At 71.7% G+C, this 15,109-nt stretch carries 11 protein-coding genes; 2 read left to right on the plus strand and 9 right to left on the minus strand.

Annotation, left to right across the window (positions count from 1 at the left end; genetic code table 11):
• Positions 1-55: 55 nt before the first annotated feature.
• From dmpI to mgtA, 5 genes are all read right to left on the minus strand, one after another.
• Positions 56-238: a 4-oxalocrotonate tautomerase DmpI gene (gene dmpI / locus ACZ53K_RS24630; protein ID WP_468840439.1), complete on the minus strand. Its 183-nt coding sequence runs from the start codon at positions 236-238 to the stop codon at positions 56-58.
• Between the two features lie 114 nt (positions 239-352).
• Entirely contained in the window at positions 353-1,279 is a 927-nt protein-coding gene (locus ACZ53K_RS24635; RefSeq protein ID WP_468840691.1) for a LysR family transcriptional regulator, read from the minus strand.
• A gap of 94 nt (positions 1,280-1,373) precedes the next feature.
• Positions 1,374-2,585 carry a GNAT family N-acetyltransferase gene (locus tag ACZ53K_RS24640; protein WP_468840441.1) on the minus strand — a complete coding sequence of 404 codons (1,212 nt, stop codon included), beginning with the start codon at positions 2,583-2,585 and terminating at the stop codon, positions 1,374-1,376.
• Positions 2,586-2,617: 32 nt separating this feature from the next.
• Positions 2,618-3,487: an MgtC/SapB family protein gene (locus ACZ53K_RS24645; protein WP_468840443.1), complete on the minus strand. Its 870-nt coding sequence runs from the start codon at positions 3,485-3,487 to the stop codon at positions 2,618-2,620.
• A 69-nt stretch (positions 3,488-3,556) separates the two neighbouring features.
• On the minus strand, positions 3,557-6,292 hold the full coding sequence (gene mgtA, locus ACZ53K_RS24650; RefSeq protein ID WP_468840445.1) for a magnesium-translocating P-type ATPase: 2,736 nt from the start codon (positions 6,290-6,292) through the stop codon (positions 3,557-3,559).
• Positions 6,293-6,863: 571 nt separating this feature from the next.
• On the opposite strand from mgtA, the gene ACZ53K_RS24655 reads away from it, so the two are divergent.
• Positions 6,864-7,859: an endonuclease/exonuclease/phosphatase family protein gene (locus tag ACZ53K_RS24655; RefSeq protein WP_468840447.1), complete on the plus strand. Its 996-nt coding sequence runs from the start codon at positions 6,864-6,866 to the stop codon at positions 7,857-7,859.
• Positions 7,860-7,873: 14 nt separating this feature from the next.
• Here the strand turns inward: ACZ53K_RS24655 and ACZ53K_RS24660 are convergent, their stop codons facing one another.
• Positions 7,874-8,368 (minus strand): winged helix-turn-helix transcriptional regulator, encoded by a 495-nt coding sequence (locus ACZ53K_RS24660; protein WP_468840449.1) that lies wholly within the window; start codon positions 8,366-8,368, stop codon positions 7,874-7,876.
• 115 nt (positions 8,369-8,483) lie between these two features.
• Between ACZ53K_RS24660 and ACZ53K_RS24665 the strand changes: the two genes are divergently transcribed.
• Positions 8,484-9,914: an MFS transporter gene (locus ACZ53K_RS24665; RefSeq protein ID WP_468840693.1), complete on the plus strand. Its 1,431-nt coding sequence runs from the start codon at positions 8,484-8,486 to the stop codon at positions 9,912-9,914.
• Here ACZ53K_RS24665 and ACZ53K_RS24670 read toward each other — a convergent pair.
• The 3 genes from ACZ53K_RS24670 to ACZ53K_RS24680 form a co-directional block, all read right to left on the minus strand.
• Positions 9,863-11,065 (minus strand): XdhC family protein, encoded by a 1,203-nt coding sequence (locus ACZ53K_RS24670; RefSeq protein ID WP_468840451.1) that lies wholly within the window; start codon positions 11,063-11,065, stop codon positions 9,863-9,865. The genes ACZ53K_RS24665 and ACZ53K_RS24670 overlap by 52 nt on opposite strands.
• Before the next feature lie 36 nt (positions 11,066-11,101).
• Complete coding sequence (locus ACZ53K_RS24675) at positions 11,102-12,559, minus strand: NCS2 family permease (RefSeq protein ID WP_468840453.1); 1,458 nt, start codon at positions 12,557-12,559, stop codon at positions 11,102-11,104.
• Positions 12,560-12,724: 165 nt separating this feature from the next.
• Positions 12,725-15,109 carry a xanthine dehydrogenase family protein molybdopterin-binding subunit gene (locus tag ACZ53K_RS24680; RefSeq protein ID WP_468840455.1) on the minus strand — a complete coding sequence of 795 codons (2,385 nt, stop codon included), beginning with the start codon at positions 15,107-15,109 and terminating at the stop codon, positions 12,725-12,727.

Consider the following 15,109-nt stretch of genomic DNA (forward strand, 5'->3'; position numbering starts at 1 on the left):
GGCGCGGTGTGCCGCTTCCGGCCACCGCGCCGCGCCGCTCCCCCGGCCGCTCCGGTTACTTGTCGGCGGTCAGCTTCCCCGCCGTACCCCAGCTGTCGGTGGGCACTTCCTGGATCCAGACCTGCACGCTCTCGGCCGGTACACGGTACGCGTCCACGAACGCGTCGGTGATCTGCCTGACCAGCTCACGCTTGAGTTCGACGCTGCGCGGTCCCTGCTGGACGGTGACGACGGGCATGGTGTGACTCCCTCGACGGCGGCGGCCGCCCGGCCGTTCCGGGGGCTGTTCCGCAGGTCTTCAGTCCATCCCGGACAGGCCGCGCGGCCAAGAAGCATCCCGAGCACGCAGCGATCACGGATCGAGATCGTGCGCGGCGGCCGCGCAGGCCGCGAGCAACGCGTCGAGGCGTTCGGGCGGCGCGGTGCGGTGCACGGCCAGGGAGGTGGTCAGCGCGACGGGCGTCCGGAAGGGGAGGAAGGCGACCCGCGGGGTGCGCAGTTGGCGGGCGTGCGAGGCGTACACCACGGTCCAGGACGGGTCGGCGGGTCCGGCGGCGCCGATCGCGGCCAGGCTGTCCTGGAGCGAGCCGGGCGGCGGGCCCGGTACGGACACGGGCTCGAACCCCGCGTCCTGGCAGGTGGTGAGGACGAGGTCGACGAGGGCGGGGTTGTTGCGGCGCGCGGTCAGCCGCAGCGGTACGGCGGCGAGGTCGGCCGGATGCACGCCTTCCGCGGCGCCGTTACGCGCGAGCGGGTGTGTGGCCGGCAGGACGGCGACGAGCGGGTCCGGCCACAGCGCTACGCGGCGGAGCACGCCGTCCGCGTCGCCACCGTCCGTGCCGCGGACGAAAGCGGCGTCCAGTTCGCCCTTGGCCACCCGGTCCAAGCGCTCGCGTGCCGGCGCGGAGACCAGGTGGACGCCCAGGTCGGGGGCGAGACGGGCCAACGCGTCCAGGACCCGGTCGAGATGTTCCCCCAGGCCCGCGCTGGTCCCCAGCCGCAGTGTGCCGCTGCGCGCGCCGACCAGGTCGGCGACGGCGGCGAGGGCGCGTTCCTCGGCAGCCAGCAGGGCCCGCGCCTCGGGCAGGAAGCGTTCACCGGCGGTGGTGAGCCGCACCTGCCGCGCCGACCTGTCGAACAGTTCGGCGCCCACCTCCCGCTCCAGGCGCCGCACTTGCTGGCTGACCGCCGACTGCACGATGTGCAGCCGCTCGGCGGCCCGCCCGAAGTGCAGTTCGTGCGCGACCGCGACGAAGTACCGTACCTGCCGCAGCTCCATGCCGCCCTCCCCGTCCGTACGTACGTACGCACACACGTACGTACTGCGCACGGAACCATTGTCGCCGAGGGCGAGAGCAGAGGCCGAGCACCCTTCAGTAATCATCCCCGGTGAACGGCAGGTACTCCGTCTCCAGCGCGGCGTCCAGTGACCGGGCCGCACCCGGCGTACGCTCCTCGGCCAGTCCGGCGCGCACCAGCCGCCGCAGCGGGACACCGCCGAGGTAGCAGGTCGCCAGGTCCCGTACGTCCAGGGCCAGGTCGGCCGGGTCGCCGGTGGGCGCGTAGGCGGCACCGTTCGGGCCCGCCGTCAGCCGGAAGCGGCCGGCGTTGGCGGGCAGGACGGTGTCGCGCACGTCCAGTACGAGGTCGACGGGCGCGGCCCAGGAACGGGCGGTCAGCGCCTGGGCCACGTCCACCAGCCGGAGCCACAGCGCGGGCAGCTGGCCGGTGACGCGTACCTGGTCCCGGTCGGCGGCGAAGTGCAGCAGCGGGTCGTCGGGGGCCACCCCCCAGGACCGCACCTTGCGCGTCAGGTCGATGGACGCGACGTAGGACCAGAGCGCCGCGGCGGCCGGCGCGTCGGCAGCCTCCAGCTCCTCGACGGTGACGGTGCCCTTCTCCCCCACCCGGTAGACGACGTAACCGGCGGCGGGTTCGCCCTTGTCGCCGAGGACGACGATCCGCGACGGGCCGTCCTTGCCGTCGTCACCGTCCTCGTCGCCGGACCTCACGGCGCGCCGCCACCACGCCTTGTCGCGGGAGAGCCGTCCGCCGCGCCGCGCCCGGCCCGCCTCGTACAGCGGTGGGAGCACGGTGACGGCGTCCGCCGGGGCGATCAGCCGCAGCGCGCGCCGGTCGGGTGTGATGCGCAGGTTCAGGGGCCGGGTGGTGTCGATCTCGACGCTGTACGCCTCGGTGGCGGGGCCGAAGCCGAAGCGGCCGTAGATCGCGTCCTCCGACGCCCACAGGCAGGCCAGCGGCCGGTTGTCGGCGGCGCAGCGGGGCCACAGTTCGGCCATCATGGCGGTCAGTACGCCGCGCCGCCGGTGGGTGGGCGCGACCGAGACGAAGTCCAGTTCGGCGACGCGCTGTTCGCCGCCCGGGACGGAGATTCCCAGGCGGTGTGCCGCGGCGAAGCCGACGATCTCCTCGTCGTCGTACGCGCCCACCCGTTCGCAGCGGAGCAGGGCTTCGCGGTGGCGCTTGCGGGTGGCGTCGCCGGTCTTCTCGTGGAAGGCCAGATAGGCAAGGTCGAGGGCCCGGTCGACATGTGCTTCGGGGATGTCCCGTATGTCGGTGGTCACCCGGGGACGCTAACTCCGGGCCCGGTCCGCCGTCACCCGTTTTTACGCGATGGTCCGCCGGGGCCGCCCGGCCCCGAGAAGAAATCCCGCACCCGGTGACGGCGCCCGTCCGGCGTCCGGTCGCCGTAGTCCGCGCCGTACGGCTCGCCGTAGTCCCCTTCGCCGCTGTCCGGGTTGTTCAGGACGGTCCAGCTGACGGCCGACACCGCGGGCTCCAGCGACAGCCTGCTGACCGCCTCTTCGAGCAGACTGTCGTCGCGCCGCTCGGTGGTCAGTTCGGCCGCGACGGTGACCTTCGGCGGCGTCCCGTCGTCCGGCCGCGCCGCGCCGTCGTCGCGGCTGTGCACCGCCCGCAGCCGGAAGCCCGGGCGGCTGACGGCCTGCACGACCAGCGCCCGGATGTGTGCCTCCTCCTGCTCGGCGCACACCGCCTCGAAGTAGTAATCCGTCGCGATCTCCGCGCCGCCGCCGGGCTCCCGGTCCATCCGCCGGCCCAGCGGGCGCAGCACCAGGTTCGCGCCGACCACACCGGCCGTGCCGAGTGCCGCGACCACGTACAGCCCGGTGCCGGCCAGGGCGCCGACCGCGGCCGAGCACCACAGGGTGGCGGCGGTGTTCAGGCCGCGTACGTTCAGTCCGTCACGCATGATGACGCCGGCGCCGAGGAAGCCGATGCCGGAGACGATCTGCGCGGCGACCCGCGAACCGTCGTACCCCGTGGTACTGGTCGCGGCCGCGAAGCCGTACTGCGAGAGCAGGACGAAGAGCGCGGCACCGGCGGCGACCAGCGCGTTGGTGCGCAGGCCCGCCATCCGGGCACGCCACTGCCGCTCCAGGCCGATGACCGCCCCGAATCCCAGGCCGGCGGCGATGTTGCCGGCCAGCTGCCACTCGTTCACCATGATCCGCGCTCCTCCTCGATGCGCCGGTGCGGGGCCGCCCGGAGGCGGCCCCCTTTCTCCATCGGCGGTTCACAGCCAGGTGTTGAACCGGCGGATGTACCAGGTCTTCACGCCCTGGGTGAGCAGGCAGTACGCCAGCAGCGTCCCGGCCAGCCACGGGAAGTAGCCCAGCGGCAGCGCCTGCAGGCCGAGTGCCGGGGCCAGCGGCGAGAACGGCAGGGCGATGCCGAACGCCATGACCAGGGCGGTCATCAGCAGCACCGGCCGGGTGGCCCGGGACCGGACGAACGGGATCTTGCGGGTGCGCAGCATGTGCACCACCAGCGTCTGCGTCAGCAGCCCCTCGACGAACCAGCCGGACTGGAACAGCGCCTGGTGCGCCTCGCTGTCCGCCCCGAAGACGTGCCACATCAGCAGGAAGGTGGTGATGTCGAAGACCGAGCTGGTCGGCCCCAGGACGAGCATGAAGCGGCCGATGCCCCGGGCGTCCCAGGTCCGCGGCTTGCGTACGTACTCCTCGTCCATGCGGTCCCAGGGCGTGGCGAGCTGCGAGATGTCGTAGCAGAGGTTCTGTACGAGCAGCTGGGTGGCCAGCATCGGCTGGAACGGCAGGAAGGCGGAGGCGGCCAGTACCGAGAAGACGTTCCCGAAGTTCGAGGAGGCCGTCATCTTGATGTACTTGATGGTGTTGCCGAAGGTCCGGCGTCCTTGGAGAACGCCTTGCCCGAGGACGGTCAGGTCCTTCTCCAGCAGGATGATGTCCGCGGACTCCTTGGCGATGTCCACGGCCGTGTCGACCGAGACCCCGACGTCCGCCTCGCGCAGCGCGGCGGCGTCGTTGATGCCGTCGCCGAGGAAGCCGACGGTGTGCCCGGCGCCCCGGAGCGCGCGGACGATCCGGGCCTTCTGCACGGGGGTGACCTTGGCGAACACGGTCGTCGTACGGACCAGCGCGGCCAGCTCCGGCTCGTCGAGGAGATCGAGGTACGGACCCGTGACGACGGTGCCCACCTCGATGCCGACCTCGTCGCACACCCGCGCCGCGACCAGTTCGCTGTCGCCGGTGACGACCTTGACGGCGATGCCGCTGTCAGCCAGGGCCCGCAGTGCCTCGGCCGCGTCCCGCTTCGGCGGGTCGAGGAAGGCCAGGAAGCCCCGCAGGGTCAGCCCGGTCTCATCGTCGACGCCGTACGTCTCACGGGTGGCGGGCAGCGTACGGGTCGCCACCGCCAGGACCCGCAGTCCGCGCCGGTTGTGATCCTCGGCCGTCAGGGTGACCTGCCGGCGCAGCGCCTCGGTCAGCTCCACACGCCGCCCGTCGTCGACGAGATGGGTGCACAGCGCCAGGACCTCCTCCACCGCGCCCTTGGTGACGAGGAGGTGTTCGGCGGCCGGCCCTTCGAGGTCGTTGCGCCGCAGCACCACCGACATCCGGCGCCGCGCGAAGTCGAAGGGGACCTCGTCGACCAGCGTGAACCGCGCATCGACGACCACCTCCTCGGCCTCGTGCATCCGGTCGACGACGGCCTGGTCCATGAGGTTGCGCAGCCCCGTCTGGAAGTGGCTGTTGAGGTAGGCGTACTCCAGTACCTCGCCGTCCTCGTGCCCGCGTACGTCGAGGTAACGGTCCAGCACCACGCGGTCCTCGGTCAGCGTGCCGGTCTTGTCCGTGCACAGCACGTCCATCGCGCCGAGGTTCTGGATGGCGTTCAGGCGCTTGACGACGACCTTGCGCTTCGCCATCGCGACCGCGCCGCGCGCCAGGTTGGTGGTGACCACCATCGGCAGCATCTCCGGCGTCAGCCCCACCGCGACGGCCACCGCGAAGGTGACCGCCTCGGCCCAGTCGCCCTTGGTGAGGCCGTTGACGGCGAACACCAGCGGCACCATCACCAGCATGAACCGGATCAGCAGGAAGCTGACCTTCTTCACCCCGGCGTCGAAACCCGTCTCCGGGCGCTCGCCCGCCAGCGAACCGGCCATCGACCCGAAGTAGGTGTCCCGGCCGGTGGCCACGACGACACCGGCCGCGGTACCGGACGTCACGGACGTACCCGCCAGGGCCAGGTTGTCCGCCTCCGCCGGATCGGCGGTCAGATGCTGACCGCCGTCCTCGGTCCGGGTGTCGGCCTTGGCGACCGGCAGCGACTCACCGGTCAGCGCGGCCTGGGCGACCATGAGGTCCTTGGCGGACAACAGCCGCAGGTCCGCCGGTACGAGGTCACCGGCGGCCAGCTTGACGATGTCGCCGCGGGCGACGTCCGCCACGGGGATCTCGACGGTGGTCGGGGCCTGTGCCCGCCCTGCCCGGCGCTGTACGGCGGTGGTCGTGGTGACCAGGGCGCGCAGCGCGGCGGCGGAGCTGCCCGAACGGTACTCCTGCCAGAACCGCAGCAGTGCGCTGATCAGCACCATCGCGCCGAGGATCGGGATCTTCGGGTCGAAGGGCTCCTCGTCCGCGACCTGGAGCCACTGCACGTACATGACGGCGGCCAGGGCGGCGAGCACCAGGATGAACGGGTTCCAGAACGCCTTGGCCAGCTGCACGTACCAGCGCGGCGGCCGCTCGTGCGCGATGACGTTGGGGCCGTAACGCTCCAGGCGGACCACGGCGTCCTCATGGAGCAGGCCGTCGCGCCCGGCGTGCAGATCCTGGAGGACCCGGGACGCCGGACGCGCGCTGATCGCGGCCAGGTTCTCAGCGACGGCACGGGTACGGGCCGCCAGCTCGGCGGCCTTCCGCTCCCGGCGGGGCGGACGACGGCCCGGCGGCGCGAGCTTTTCAGAGGTGAGCAGATTGGTCATGACAGAACCTCCCTCCGTGCGGGGCGCGGCGGCACCGGGGCATGACGGCATGGCCCGGTGGCGCGGGGCCCCGGCACAGGGAATTTCGGTTATCGGTGAGGTGACATCACGGGAAAGGAAAAAGAGCGCACGCTGGAATTCACCACGGCACAGTCGTACGCATTTCCGTGCACGGCGGGTCAACGCACGACGCACGGAAATGGGCATGGAAAGACGGAACGCGGCGAAACACCGACCGGGAGCAGAGGACAGCACCCCTCGGCAGTTCCCAGCAGAACGGGCACACAGCGCGGCGGCACACCGGGCCCCTACGGGGCGCCGGTGTCAGCTCAGCTCACGGTGAAATCAGCAGTCAGCACACTGCAACGCTGCGGCAAGGACTTCCTTCGGGACTCATCCCGATCACCTCCTTGCTCGCGCGGACACAAACCCGGGCACCACATGCTCCGGCACCCTCACCACCGAATAATGCCATACCCGGCCCGCCGGCCTCTCCCCTTTCGGCCAAGAATTCCCCAAGCACCCGTGTGATTCACCTCGCACCGGTCGGCCGGTACGGCATCATCGTCCTATGGCGACGGGGAATTCATCGGCCGTTCCCAGCGGCGCGGCACCACGGCGGCGGGCGGCCACGGCCGTCGCGGGCGTACTTCTCCTCATTGCCACCGTCCCCCTGCTCTTCCGCGCCGCCGGTTCGGACGGCGTGACACCCGTACCGCAGTTGCTGGCCTTCCTGCCTTGGCTGCTGATGCCCGCCGGGCTCGGCCTGGCGCTGTCCTTCGTGGCCCGCTGGCGCCCCGGCCTGTTCTGGTCCGCCGCCGCCGTGCTCGGCACGGCCGCGTTCATCCCCTCGTACGGCTCCGGCACGCCCCCGCCGCACGGACCGGCCATCGCCAGGCTCCGGGTCCTGACCGCGAACCTCGAATTCGGCCGGGCGACCGACGGGTTGCTGGCCACACTGGCCCGGGAGAGGCCCGGCCTCGTCGCGGTCCAGGAATGCGATCCGGACCGCTGCGCCACGGCCCTGGACTCCCCCGAGGTGCGCGCGGCCTATCCGTACCGCTTGCTCACCGGGCACGGCGCATCCGAAGGTTCCGCCGTACTGAGCCGGTACCCGCTCACCCCGGACGGCAGGGTCACCGGTGAACTCGCCATGCCCCGCGCGGCCGTCACCGTCGCCGGCCGGCGCCTGCGCCTCCAGGTCGCCCACCCGATGCCGCCGCTGCCCGCCTCCCTGGCCACCTGGCGCACCGAACTCGGCCGCCTCCGCGACCTGGCGGCCGCCCGCGGTCCCGACCCGCTGATCATCGCGGGCGACTTCAACTCCTCCCAGGACCACGCCGCGTTCCGGGCCGTCCTCGACACCGGCCTGCACGACAGCGCCTCCGGCACGGGCAGCCCCCGCACCCCGACCTGGCCCGCCCGCACCGCCCCCGTACTCGGCGCCCAGATCGACCACATCCTGGTCAGCGACGCCCTGCACCCACGCATCGCCCGCTTCCTCGACCTGCCGGGCACCGATCACCGGGCGCTGGTCGCGGACTTGGTGCTGCACGCCGCACGCTGAGTCCTCTCCCCCCGTCAGCCCTCCTGCGCCGGGTCCCGTTCGCGGCCGTCGTACGCGGCGCGCGCCTCGGCGATCTCTCCCTGGTGCTCCTCGGTCCAGGTGACCAGTGCCTGGATGGTGTCGTGCAGGGTCGCGCCCAGCGGTGTCAGCTCGTAGTCGACCCGGGGCGGGACGACCGCGTGCACGGTGCGGCGGACGAGGCCGTCGCGTTCGAGCTGGCGCAGGGTGACCGTCAGCATCCGCTGGCTGATGCCGTCGACCTCGCGGCGCAGTTCGGTGAAGCGCAGCGTACGGCGGTCCAGCAGCGCGATGACGAGCAGTGACCACTTGTCGGCGACCCGGTCCAGGATCTGCCGGACCTCGCAGCCCTCCCGTACGTCCCACTGCCGGGCGTCGTAGTCGCACTCGGCTCCGGGGGTGGTGCCGTTGCCGTATACGCCGTCGCCGCACGGCTCGGCCGGACGGGTTACTCCGGTGTGCCCGGGTGACTTCGAAGTGCCTTCTTCCATGGTGGTTCACGGTGCCGCAAGATGCGGTCGGTAACAAGAGGTAACCGACCGGCACGGGGAGAACCGCACCATGGACCTCACCACCGTCACCCTGCCGCCCGGGGACGACGGCCGTATGAGCGGCCGCCGTTGGGGTGTACTGCTGGTGCTGTGCGGAGCGATCTTCCTGGAGGGCATCGACGTCGCCATGCTGAACGTGGCGCTGCCGTCCATCCGGGCCGATCTCGGACTGTCCACCGGCGAGTTGCAGTGGGTGATGAGCGCGTATGTGCTCGGCTACGGCGGCTTCATGCTGCTCGGCGGGCGGACGGCCGACCTGTTCGGACGGCGGCGGATGTTTCTGTTGCCGCTCGCGGTCTTCCTGGTCTTCTCCGGCCTCGGCGGACTCGCGGGCGACGCGTGGACGCTCGTCCTGGCCCGGTTCGTGACCGGCACCTGCGCCGCGTTCATGATGCCCGCCGGACTGTCCGTCATCACCACCGGCTTCCCCGCGGGACGGCAGCGCACCAAGGCACTGCTGGTCTACTCGGGCACCGGGGGCGGCGGCTTCTCGGTCGGCCTGGTCGCCGGGGGCCTGCTCACGGCGGCCGACTGGCGGTGGGTGTTCTTCGCCCCGGTCGTCCTGGCGTCTGTGATCCTCACCGCGGGGCTGCCGCTCATTCCGCGTACGGCGGGGCCTAGAGCGACTCGCCCCCATCTGGACCTCCCCGGCGCTGTCACCGTCACCGTCACGATCCTCCTGGTCGTCCTGACCGTCGAGCGCGCCACCCACGCCCCGCCGGTCCAGACCATGGCCGGCCTCGCCGCCTCGCTCGTCCTCCTGCTCGCGTTCGTGCTGATCGAACGCCGGTCGGCGGCGCCGCTGGTGCGGCCGGGCATCTTCCGTACGCGGTCACTGGTGCGCGCCGGCCTCACCGGGCTGCTGTTCACCGCGGGCTTCTTCGGCTTCCAGTTCATCGCCGTGCTCTACCTGCGCGAACTGCGCGGCTGGTCAACGCTGCAGACGAGCTTCGCGATGCTGGCCATGGGCGCCGACGTGGTCCTCGCGCCGGTCCTGACGCCCCGGCTCGTCCGGCGGTTCGGCACCGCGCGGGTGATCCTGGGCGGTCTGCTGCTGGCGGTCGTCGCGTACGCCGCCTTCCTGCCGCTCGGCATGGACCGCGCGTACGCGGCGATGTTCCCGAGCCTCCTGCTGATCGGTATCGCCTTCGCGCTGGTCCACGGGCCGCTCACCATCACCGCCACGGAGGGTGTCGCCGAGCACGAGCAGGGGCTGGCGGCAGGGCTCCTGTACACGTCCTTGCAGTTCGGCGCCGCGCTCGGCCTGTCGGCGGCCACCGCCGTCGCCACGGCCGTCGCGGGCGCCGCCACGGCCCCCGGTGACGGCGGTCTGCTCACCGCCTACCGCACCGCGCTCCTGGTCCCGCTCCTGACCGCCGTGCTCGCCGTCCTGCTGAGCCCGCGGGACCGCCGCTGCCGTCGGCCCCGCCCCCCTCACGCCACCGAAGCCGGCCCTATCCGCCCCAGGGAAGCGGAGTTGTCGTGATGGATGGGCGTATGCGCGCCGGTGAGTGGAGTGCCGGTGCCGCCGCGGCGGTTGGCGATGATTTCGGCGGTGATGGAGAGGGCGGTCTCTTCGGGGGTGCGGGCGCCGAGGTCGAGGCCGATGGGTGAGCGGAGGCGGTTGAGTTCGAGTTCGGTCAGGCCGGTGTCGCGGAGGCGGGCGAGGCGGTCCAGGTGGGTGCGGCGGGAGCCCATGGCGCCGACGTAGGCGACGGGGAGCCGTAGGGCGCGTTCGAGGAGGGGGACGTCGAACTTGGCGTCGTGGGTGAGGACGCAGAGGGCGGTGCGGGCGTCTAGGTTCTGGGTTTCGAGGTAGCGGTGGGGCCAGTCGACGACGATCTCGTCCGCGTCGGGGAAGCGGGCGCGGGTGGCGAAGACGGGGCGGGCGTCGCAGACGGTGACGTGGTAGCCGAGGAATTTTCCGGCGCGTACGAGTGCGGCGGCGAAGTCGATGGCGCCGAAAACGATCATGCGGGGGGCGGGTACGGAGGTCTCGACGAGGAGCAGGACGGGTTCGCCGCAGCGGGAGCCGTCGGCGCCGATCTCGACGGTGGCGGTGCGGCCCGCGTCCAGCAGGGCGCGGGTCTCGTGGGCGGCGGTGCGGTCCAGGTCCGGGTGGCCGCCGAGGGTGCCGGTGACGCTGCCGTCGGGGCGTACGAGCAGGGCGCCGCCCAGGAGGCGGGCCGGGCCGCTGACGACCCGGGCCACCGCCGCCGCCTCGCCGGAGGCGGCGGCGGCCAGGGCGGCGGCGAGGGTGGCGGAACGGTCCGTACCGTCTTCCGTGCGGGCGCCGCCGTCCTCCTCCGCTGCGTCCGGGTCGTACGGCCGTACCGGAGTGATGAGGATGTCGATGACGCCGCCGCAGGTCAGGCCGACCGCGAAGGCGTCCTCGTCGCTGTAGCCGAAGCGTTCGAGGAGGGTTTCCCCGGTCCGGAGCGCTTCCTGGCACAGTTCGTAGACCGCCCCTTCCACGCACCCGCCGGAGACCGACCCGATCGCCGTGCCGTCGCTGTCGACGGCCAGGGCGGCGCCCGGCCGGCGGGGCGCGCTGCCGCTGATGGCCACGACCGTGGCCACGGCGAAGGGGCGTCCCTGCCGGGCCCACCGGTGCAGCTCTTCGGCGATGTCCAGCATGTCGGTCTCCTTACGGGTGGTGTGGCGGGGCGGGCGTTACTTGACGCCCAGCCAGTTCTCGATGGGGTGCAGCGAGAAGTAGACGAGGAAGATCAGGGCGAGTACCCACATGAAGGCGCCGACCTCCCGCCACTTGCCCTGCGCGGTCTTGATGGCGGTGTAGGCGATGACGCCCGCGCCGACGCCCGCGGTGATGTTGTACGTGAAGGGCATCAGCGCCACGGTGAGGAACACCGGGACGGCCACCGATCGGTCGCTCCAGTCCACGTGCTTGGCGGCGCTCATCATCATCGAACCGATGACGACGAGGGCGGCCGCGGCGACCTGGGCGGGCACGAGCTGGGTGAGCGGGGTGAAGAAGAGGCAGGCCGCGAAGAAGAGGCCGGTGACGACCGAGGACAGGCCGGTGCGGGCGCCTTCGCCGACGCCGCTGGCCGATTCGATGAACACGGTCTGGCCCGAAGCGCCGGCGACGCCGCCGATGGCGCCGCCCGCGCCGTCGACGAACAGGGCCTTGGACAGGCCGGGCATCCGGCCCTTGTCGTCGGCGAGCTCGGCCTCCGTACCGACGCCGATGATGGTGGCCATGGCGTCGAAGAAGCCGGCCAGCACCAGGGTGAAGACGATCATGCCGACGGTGATCGCGCCGATCTGGTCCCACCCGCCGAACTCGACGTGTCCGAAGAGCCCGAAGTCGGGTGCGGCGACGGCGCTGCCGTGCAGTTCGGGGGAGGCGCCGCCCCAGTCCTTGTCGGTGAGGCCGCCGAGGGTGGTGGCGAGCACGGACAGGAGGGTGCCGACGACGATGCCGATGAGGATGGCGCCGGGTACGTTGCGGGCCTGCAGCATGAAGATCAGCAGCAGGGTGACGGCGAAGAAGAGGACCGGCCAGCCGGAGAGTTCGCCGGTCGGGCCGAGCTGTACGGGGCCGCCGGTGCCCTTGCCGACGAAGCCGGCCTTCACCAGGCCGAGCAGGGCGACGAACATCCCGATGCCCATGGTGATGGCGTGTTTGAGGGCCAGCGGAATGGCGTTCATGATCAGCTCGCGGAGGCCGGTGACCACCAGGAGCATGATGACGACGCCGTACAGCACGCACATCCCCATGGCTTGCGGCCATGTCATGTGCGGGACTACTTGCGAGGTCAGCGCCGCGGAAACGTTCAGCCCGGCGGCCAGGGCCAGCGGCACCTTGCCGACGAAGCCCATCAGCAGGGTGCAGACCGCCGCGCCGAGCGCCGTGGCCGTCACCACCCCGGCGCTCGCCAGGGTGTTCTTCTCGACGTCCGGCGTGGACAGGATGAGGGGGTTCAGGAGGAGGATGTAACACATCGCCATGAAGGTGGTGATGCCGCCGCGCACCTCGCGCGCGACCGTCGATCCTCTGTCGGATATGTGGAAGTACCGGTCGAGCCAGGACCGGCCGGCGGGCTGACACGTGCCTGCGCCCGCGTCTTCCGCCGTGGTCCTCGGCTCCAGGAACTGCTGGGTCATGGTGCCTGACTCCCAAGGTTCATAGGGGCCCTCGCGTCACGCGCGCACCGCGCCGCGAGATTTGGGATGAAACATCGGCCGCACGACCCGGGGGACGGCCCAGGTGCCGGCGGCGGTCCGGCCGTACGGGGGTGGGGCCCGCGTACGGCCGTACCGCCGGTACGGTTATGTGCCGGTGAGGTGCTCCGGACGGACCGGAGTCTTGTTCAGTTCGAGCCCGGTCGCGTTCCGGATCGCCGCGAGGACGGCCGGGGTGGACGACAGGGTGGGGGCCTCGCCTATGCCGCGCAGCCCGTACGGGGCGTGCTCGTCGGCGAGTTCGAGCACATCGACCGGGATGGTCGGCGTGTCGAGGATGGTGGGGATCAGATAGTCCGTGAAGGAGGGGTTGCGCACCTTCGCGGTCTTCGGGTCGACGATGATCTCCTCCATCACCGCGACGCCGAGGCCCTGCGTCGTACCGCCCTGGATCTGGCCGACGACGGAGAGCGGGTTGAGCGCCTTGCCGACGTCCTGGGCGCAGGCCAGTTCGATGACCTTGACCAGGCCGAGTCCGGTGTCCACCTCGACGACCGCGCGGTGTGCGGCGAAGGAGTACTGGACGTGGCCGTTGCCCTGGCCGGTGCGAAGGTCGAACGGTTCGGTGGGGCGGTGCCGCCATTCGAGTTCGAGGTCGACGGCCTCGTCCTCCAGTACGTCCGCCACATCGGCGAGCACCTCGCCGCCGTCGGTGACGACCTTGCCGCCCTCCAGCAGGAGTTCGGCGGTGGCCCAGGCCGGATGGTACGAGCCGAACTTGCGGCGGCCCAGCTCCAGGACCTTCTCGCGCACGTTCTCGCAGGTGTTCTTCACCGCGCCGCCGGTGACATAGGTCTGCCGGGAGGCGGAGGTGGAGCCCGCCGAGCCGACCCGGGTGTCCGCCGGGTGGATGGTGACCTGCTCGACGCCCAGTTCGGTACGGGCGATCTGCGCATGGACGGTGACGCCGCCCTGGCCCACCTCCGCCATCGCGGTGTGCACGGTCGCGACGGGCTCGCCGCCGACGACCTCCATGCGGACGCGGGCGGTGGAGTAATCGTCGAAGCCCTCGGAGAAGCCGACGTTCTTGATGCCGACGGCGTAGCCGATGCCGCGTACGACGTCTTCGCCGTGTGTGGTGTTGGACAGCCCGCCGGGCAGCGCGCGGACGTCGGCGCCCTCGGTGGTCTCCCACTGGTTCTCCGGCGGCAGCGGCATCGCCTTGACGCGGCGCAGCAGTTCGGCGACCGGCGCCGGGGAGTCGACCTCCTGGCCCGTCGGCAGCAGGCTGCCCTGTTCCATGGCGTTGAGCTGCCGGAATTCGACCGGGTCCAGGCCCAGTTCCTTCGCCAGCTTGTCCATCTGCGCCTCGTACGCGAAGCACGCCTGGACGGCGCCGAACCCGCGCATGGCACCGCAGGGCGGGTTGTTCGAGTACAGGGCGATGGCCTCGATGTCCACGTCGTCGACGACGTACGGGCCGACGGCGAGGGAGGAGGCGTTGCCGACGACGGCCGGGGAGGCGGACGCGTAGGCGCCGCCGTCCAGCACGATGCGGCACTTGAGGTGGGTGAGCTTGCCGTCCTTGGTGGCGCCGTGCTCGTACCAGAGCTTGGCGGGGTGCCGGTGGACGTGTCCGAAGAACGACTCGAACCGGTTGTAGACGATCTTCACGGGCTTGCCGGTGCGCAGCGCGAGCAGACAGGCGTGGATCTGCATCGACAGGTCCTCGCGGCCGCCGAAGGCGCCGCCGACGCCGGAGAGCGTCATCCGGACCTTGTCCTCGGGCAGGCCGAGGACCGGCGCGATCTGGCGCAGGTCGGAGTGCAGCCACTGGGTGGCGACGTACAGGTCGACGCCGCCGTCCTCGCCGGGCACCGCGAGACCGGACTCCGGGCCCAGGAACGCCTGGTCCTGCATGCCGAAGACGTACTCGCCGGTGACGATCACGTCGGCGCGGCGGGCGGCCGCCTCGGCGTCGCCGCGCACGATCGGCTGGCGGTGCACGATGTTCGGGTGCGGTACGTGCCCGGCGTGGTGGTCGTCGCGGTTCTCGTGGACCAGCGGGGCGCCCTCGCGGGTCGCCGACTCCTCGTCGGTGACCAGCGGCAGCTCGGCGTACTCGATTCTGATCTTGGCGGCGGCGCGGCGGGCGGTCTCCGGGTGGTCGGCGGCGACCAGCGCGACCGGCTCGCCGTGGTGGCGGACCTTGCCGTGCGCCAGTACGGGCGTGTCCTGGATCTCCAGGCCGTAGTTCTTCACGTCCGTGGGCAGGTCGTCGTAGGTCAGGACCGCGTAGACGCCGGACTGGGCGAGCGCCTCCGAGGTGTCGATGGAGACGATCTCGGCGTGCGCGACGGTGGAGCGCAGGGTGAAGCCCCACAGCATGTCCTCGTGCCACATGTCCGAGGAGTACGCGAACTCGCCGGTCACCTTGAGGGTGCCGTCCGGGCGCAGCGTGGACGCGCCGATGCCCGCGTCGGTCCTGCCGCCCTGGGTGAGGTGGGTGGGTGTGCGGGTGACTCCGGCCAT

It is taken from the genome of Streptomyces sp. NPDC033221 (genome assembly GCF_055577005.1).

Bases quoted from the DNA above. Each gene is read 5' to 3' on its own strand.
- ACZ53K_RS24675 (WP_468840453.1), bottom strand. From the start codon at position 12,559: ATGACCCAGCAGTTCCTGGAGCCGAGGACCACGGCGGAAGACGCGGGC.
- ACZ53K_RS24635 (WP_468840691.1), bottom strand. From the start codon at position 1,279: ATGGAGCTGCGGCAGGTACGGTACTTCGTCGCGGTCGCGCACGAACTG.
- ACZ53K_RS24670 (WP_468840451.1), bottom strand. From the start codon at position 11,065: ATGCTGGACATCGCCGAAGAGCTGCACCGGTGGGCCCGGCAGGGACGC.
- ACZ53K_RS24655 (WP_468840447.1), top strand. From the start codon at position 6,864: ATGGCGACGGGGAATTCATCGGCCGTTCCCAGCGGCGCGGCACCACGG.
- mgtA (WP_468840445.1), bottom strand. From the start codon at position 6,292: ATGACCAATCTGCTCACCTCTGAAAAGCTCGCGCCGCCGGGCCGTCGT.
- ACZ53K_RS24660 (WP_468840449.1), bottom strand. From the start codon at position 8,368: ATGGAAGAAGGCACTTCGAAGTCACCCGGGCACACCGGAGTAACCCGT.
- dmpI (WP_468840439.1), bottom strand. From the start codon at position 238: ATGCCCGTCGTCACCGTCCAGCAGGGACCGCGCAGCGTCGAACTCAAG.
- ACZ53K_RS24645 (WP_468840443.1), bottom strand. From the start codon at position 3,487: ATGGTGAACGAGTGGCAGCTGGCCGGCAACATCGCCGCCGGCCTGGGA.
- ACZ53K_RS24680 (WP_468840455.1), bottom strand. From the start codon at position 15,109: ATGGCCGGAGTCACCCGCACACCCACCCACCTCACCCAGGGCGGCAGG.
- ACZ53K_RS24665 (WP_468840693.1), top strand. From the start codon at position 8,484: ATGAGCGGCCGCCGTTGGGGTGTACTGCTGGTGCTGTGCGGAGCGATC.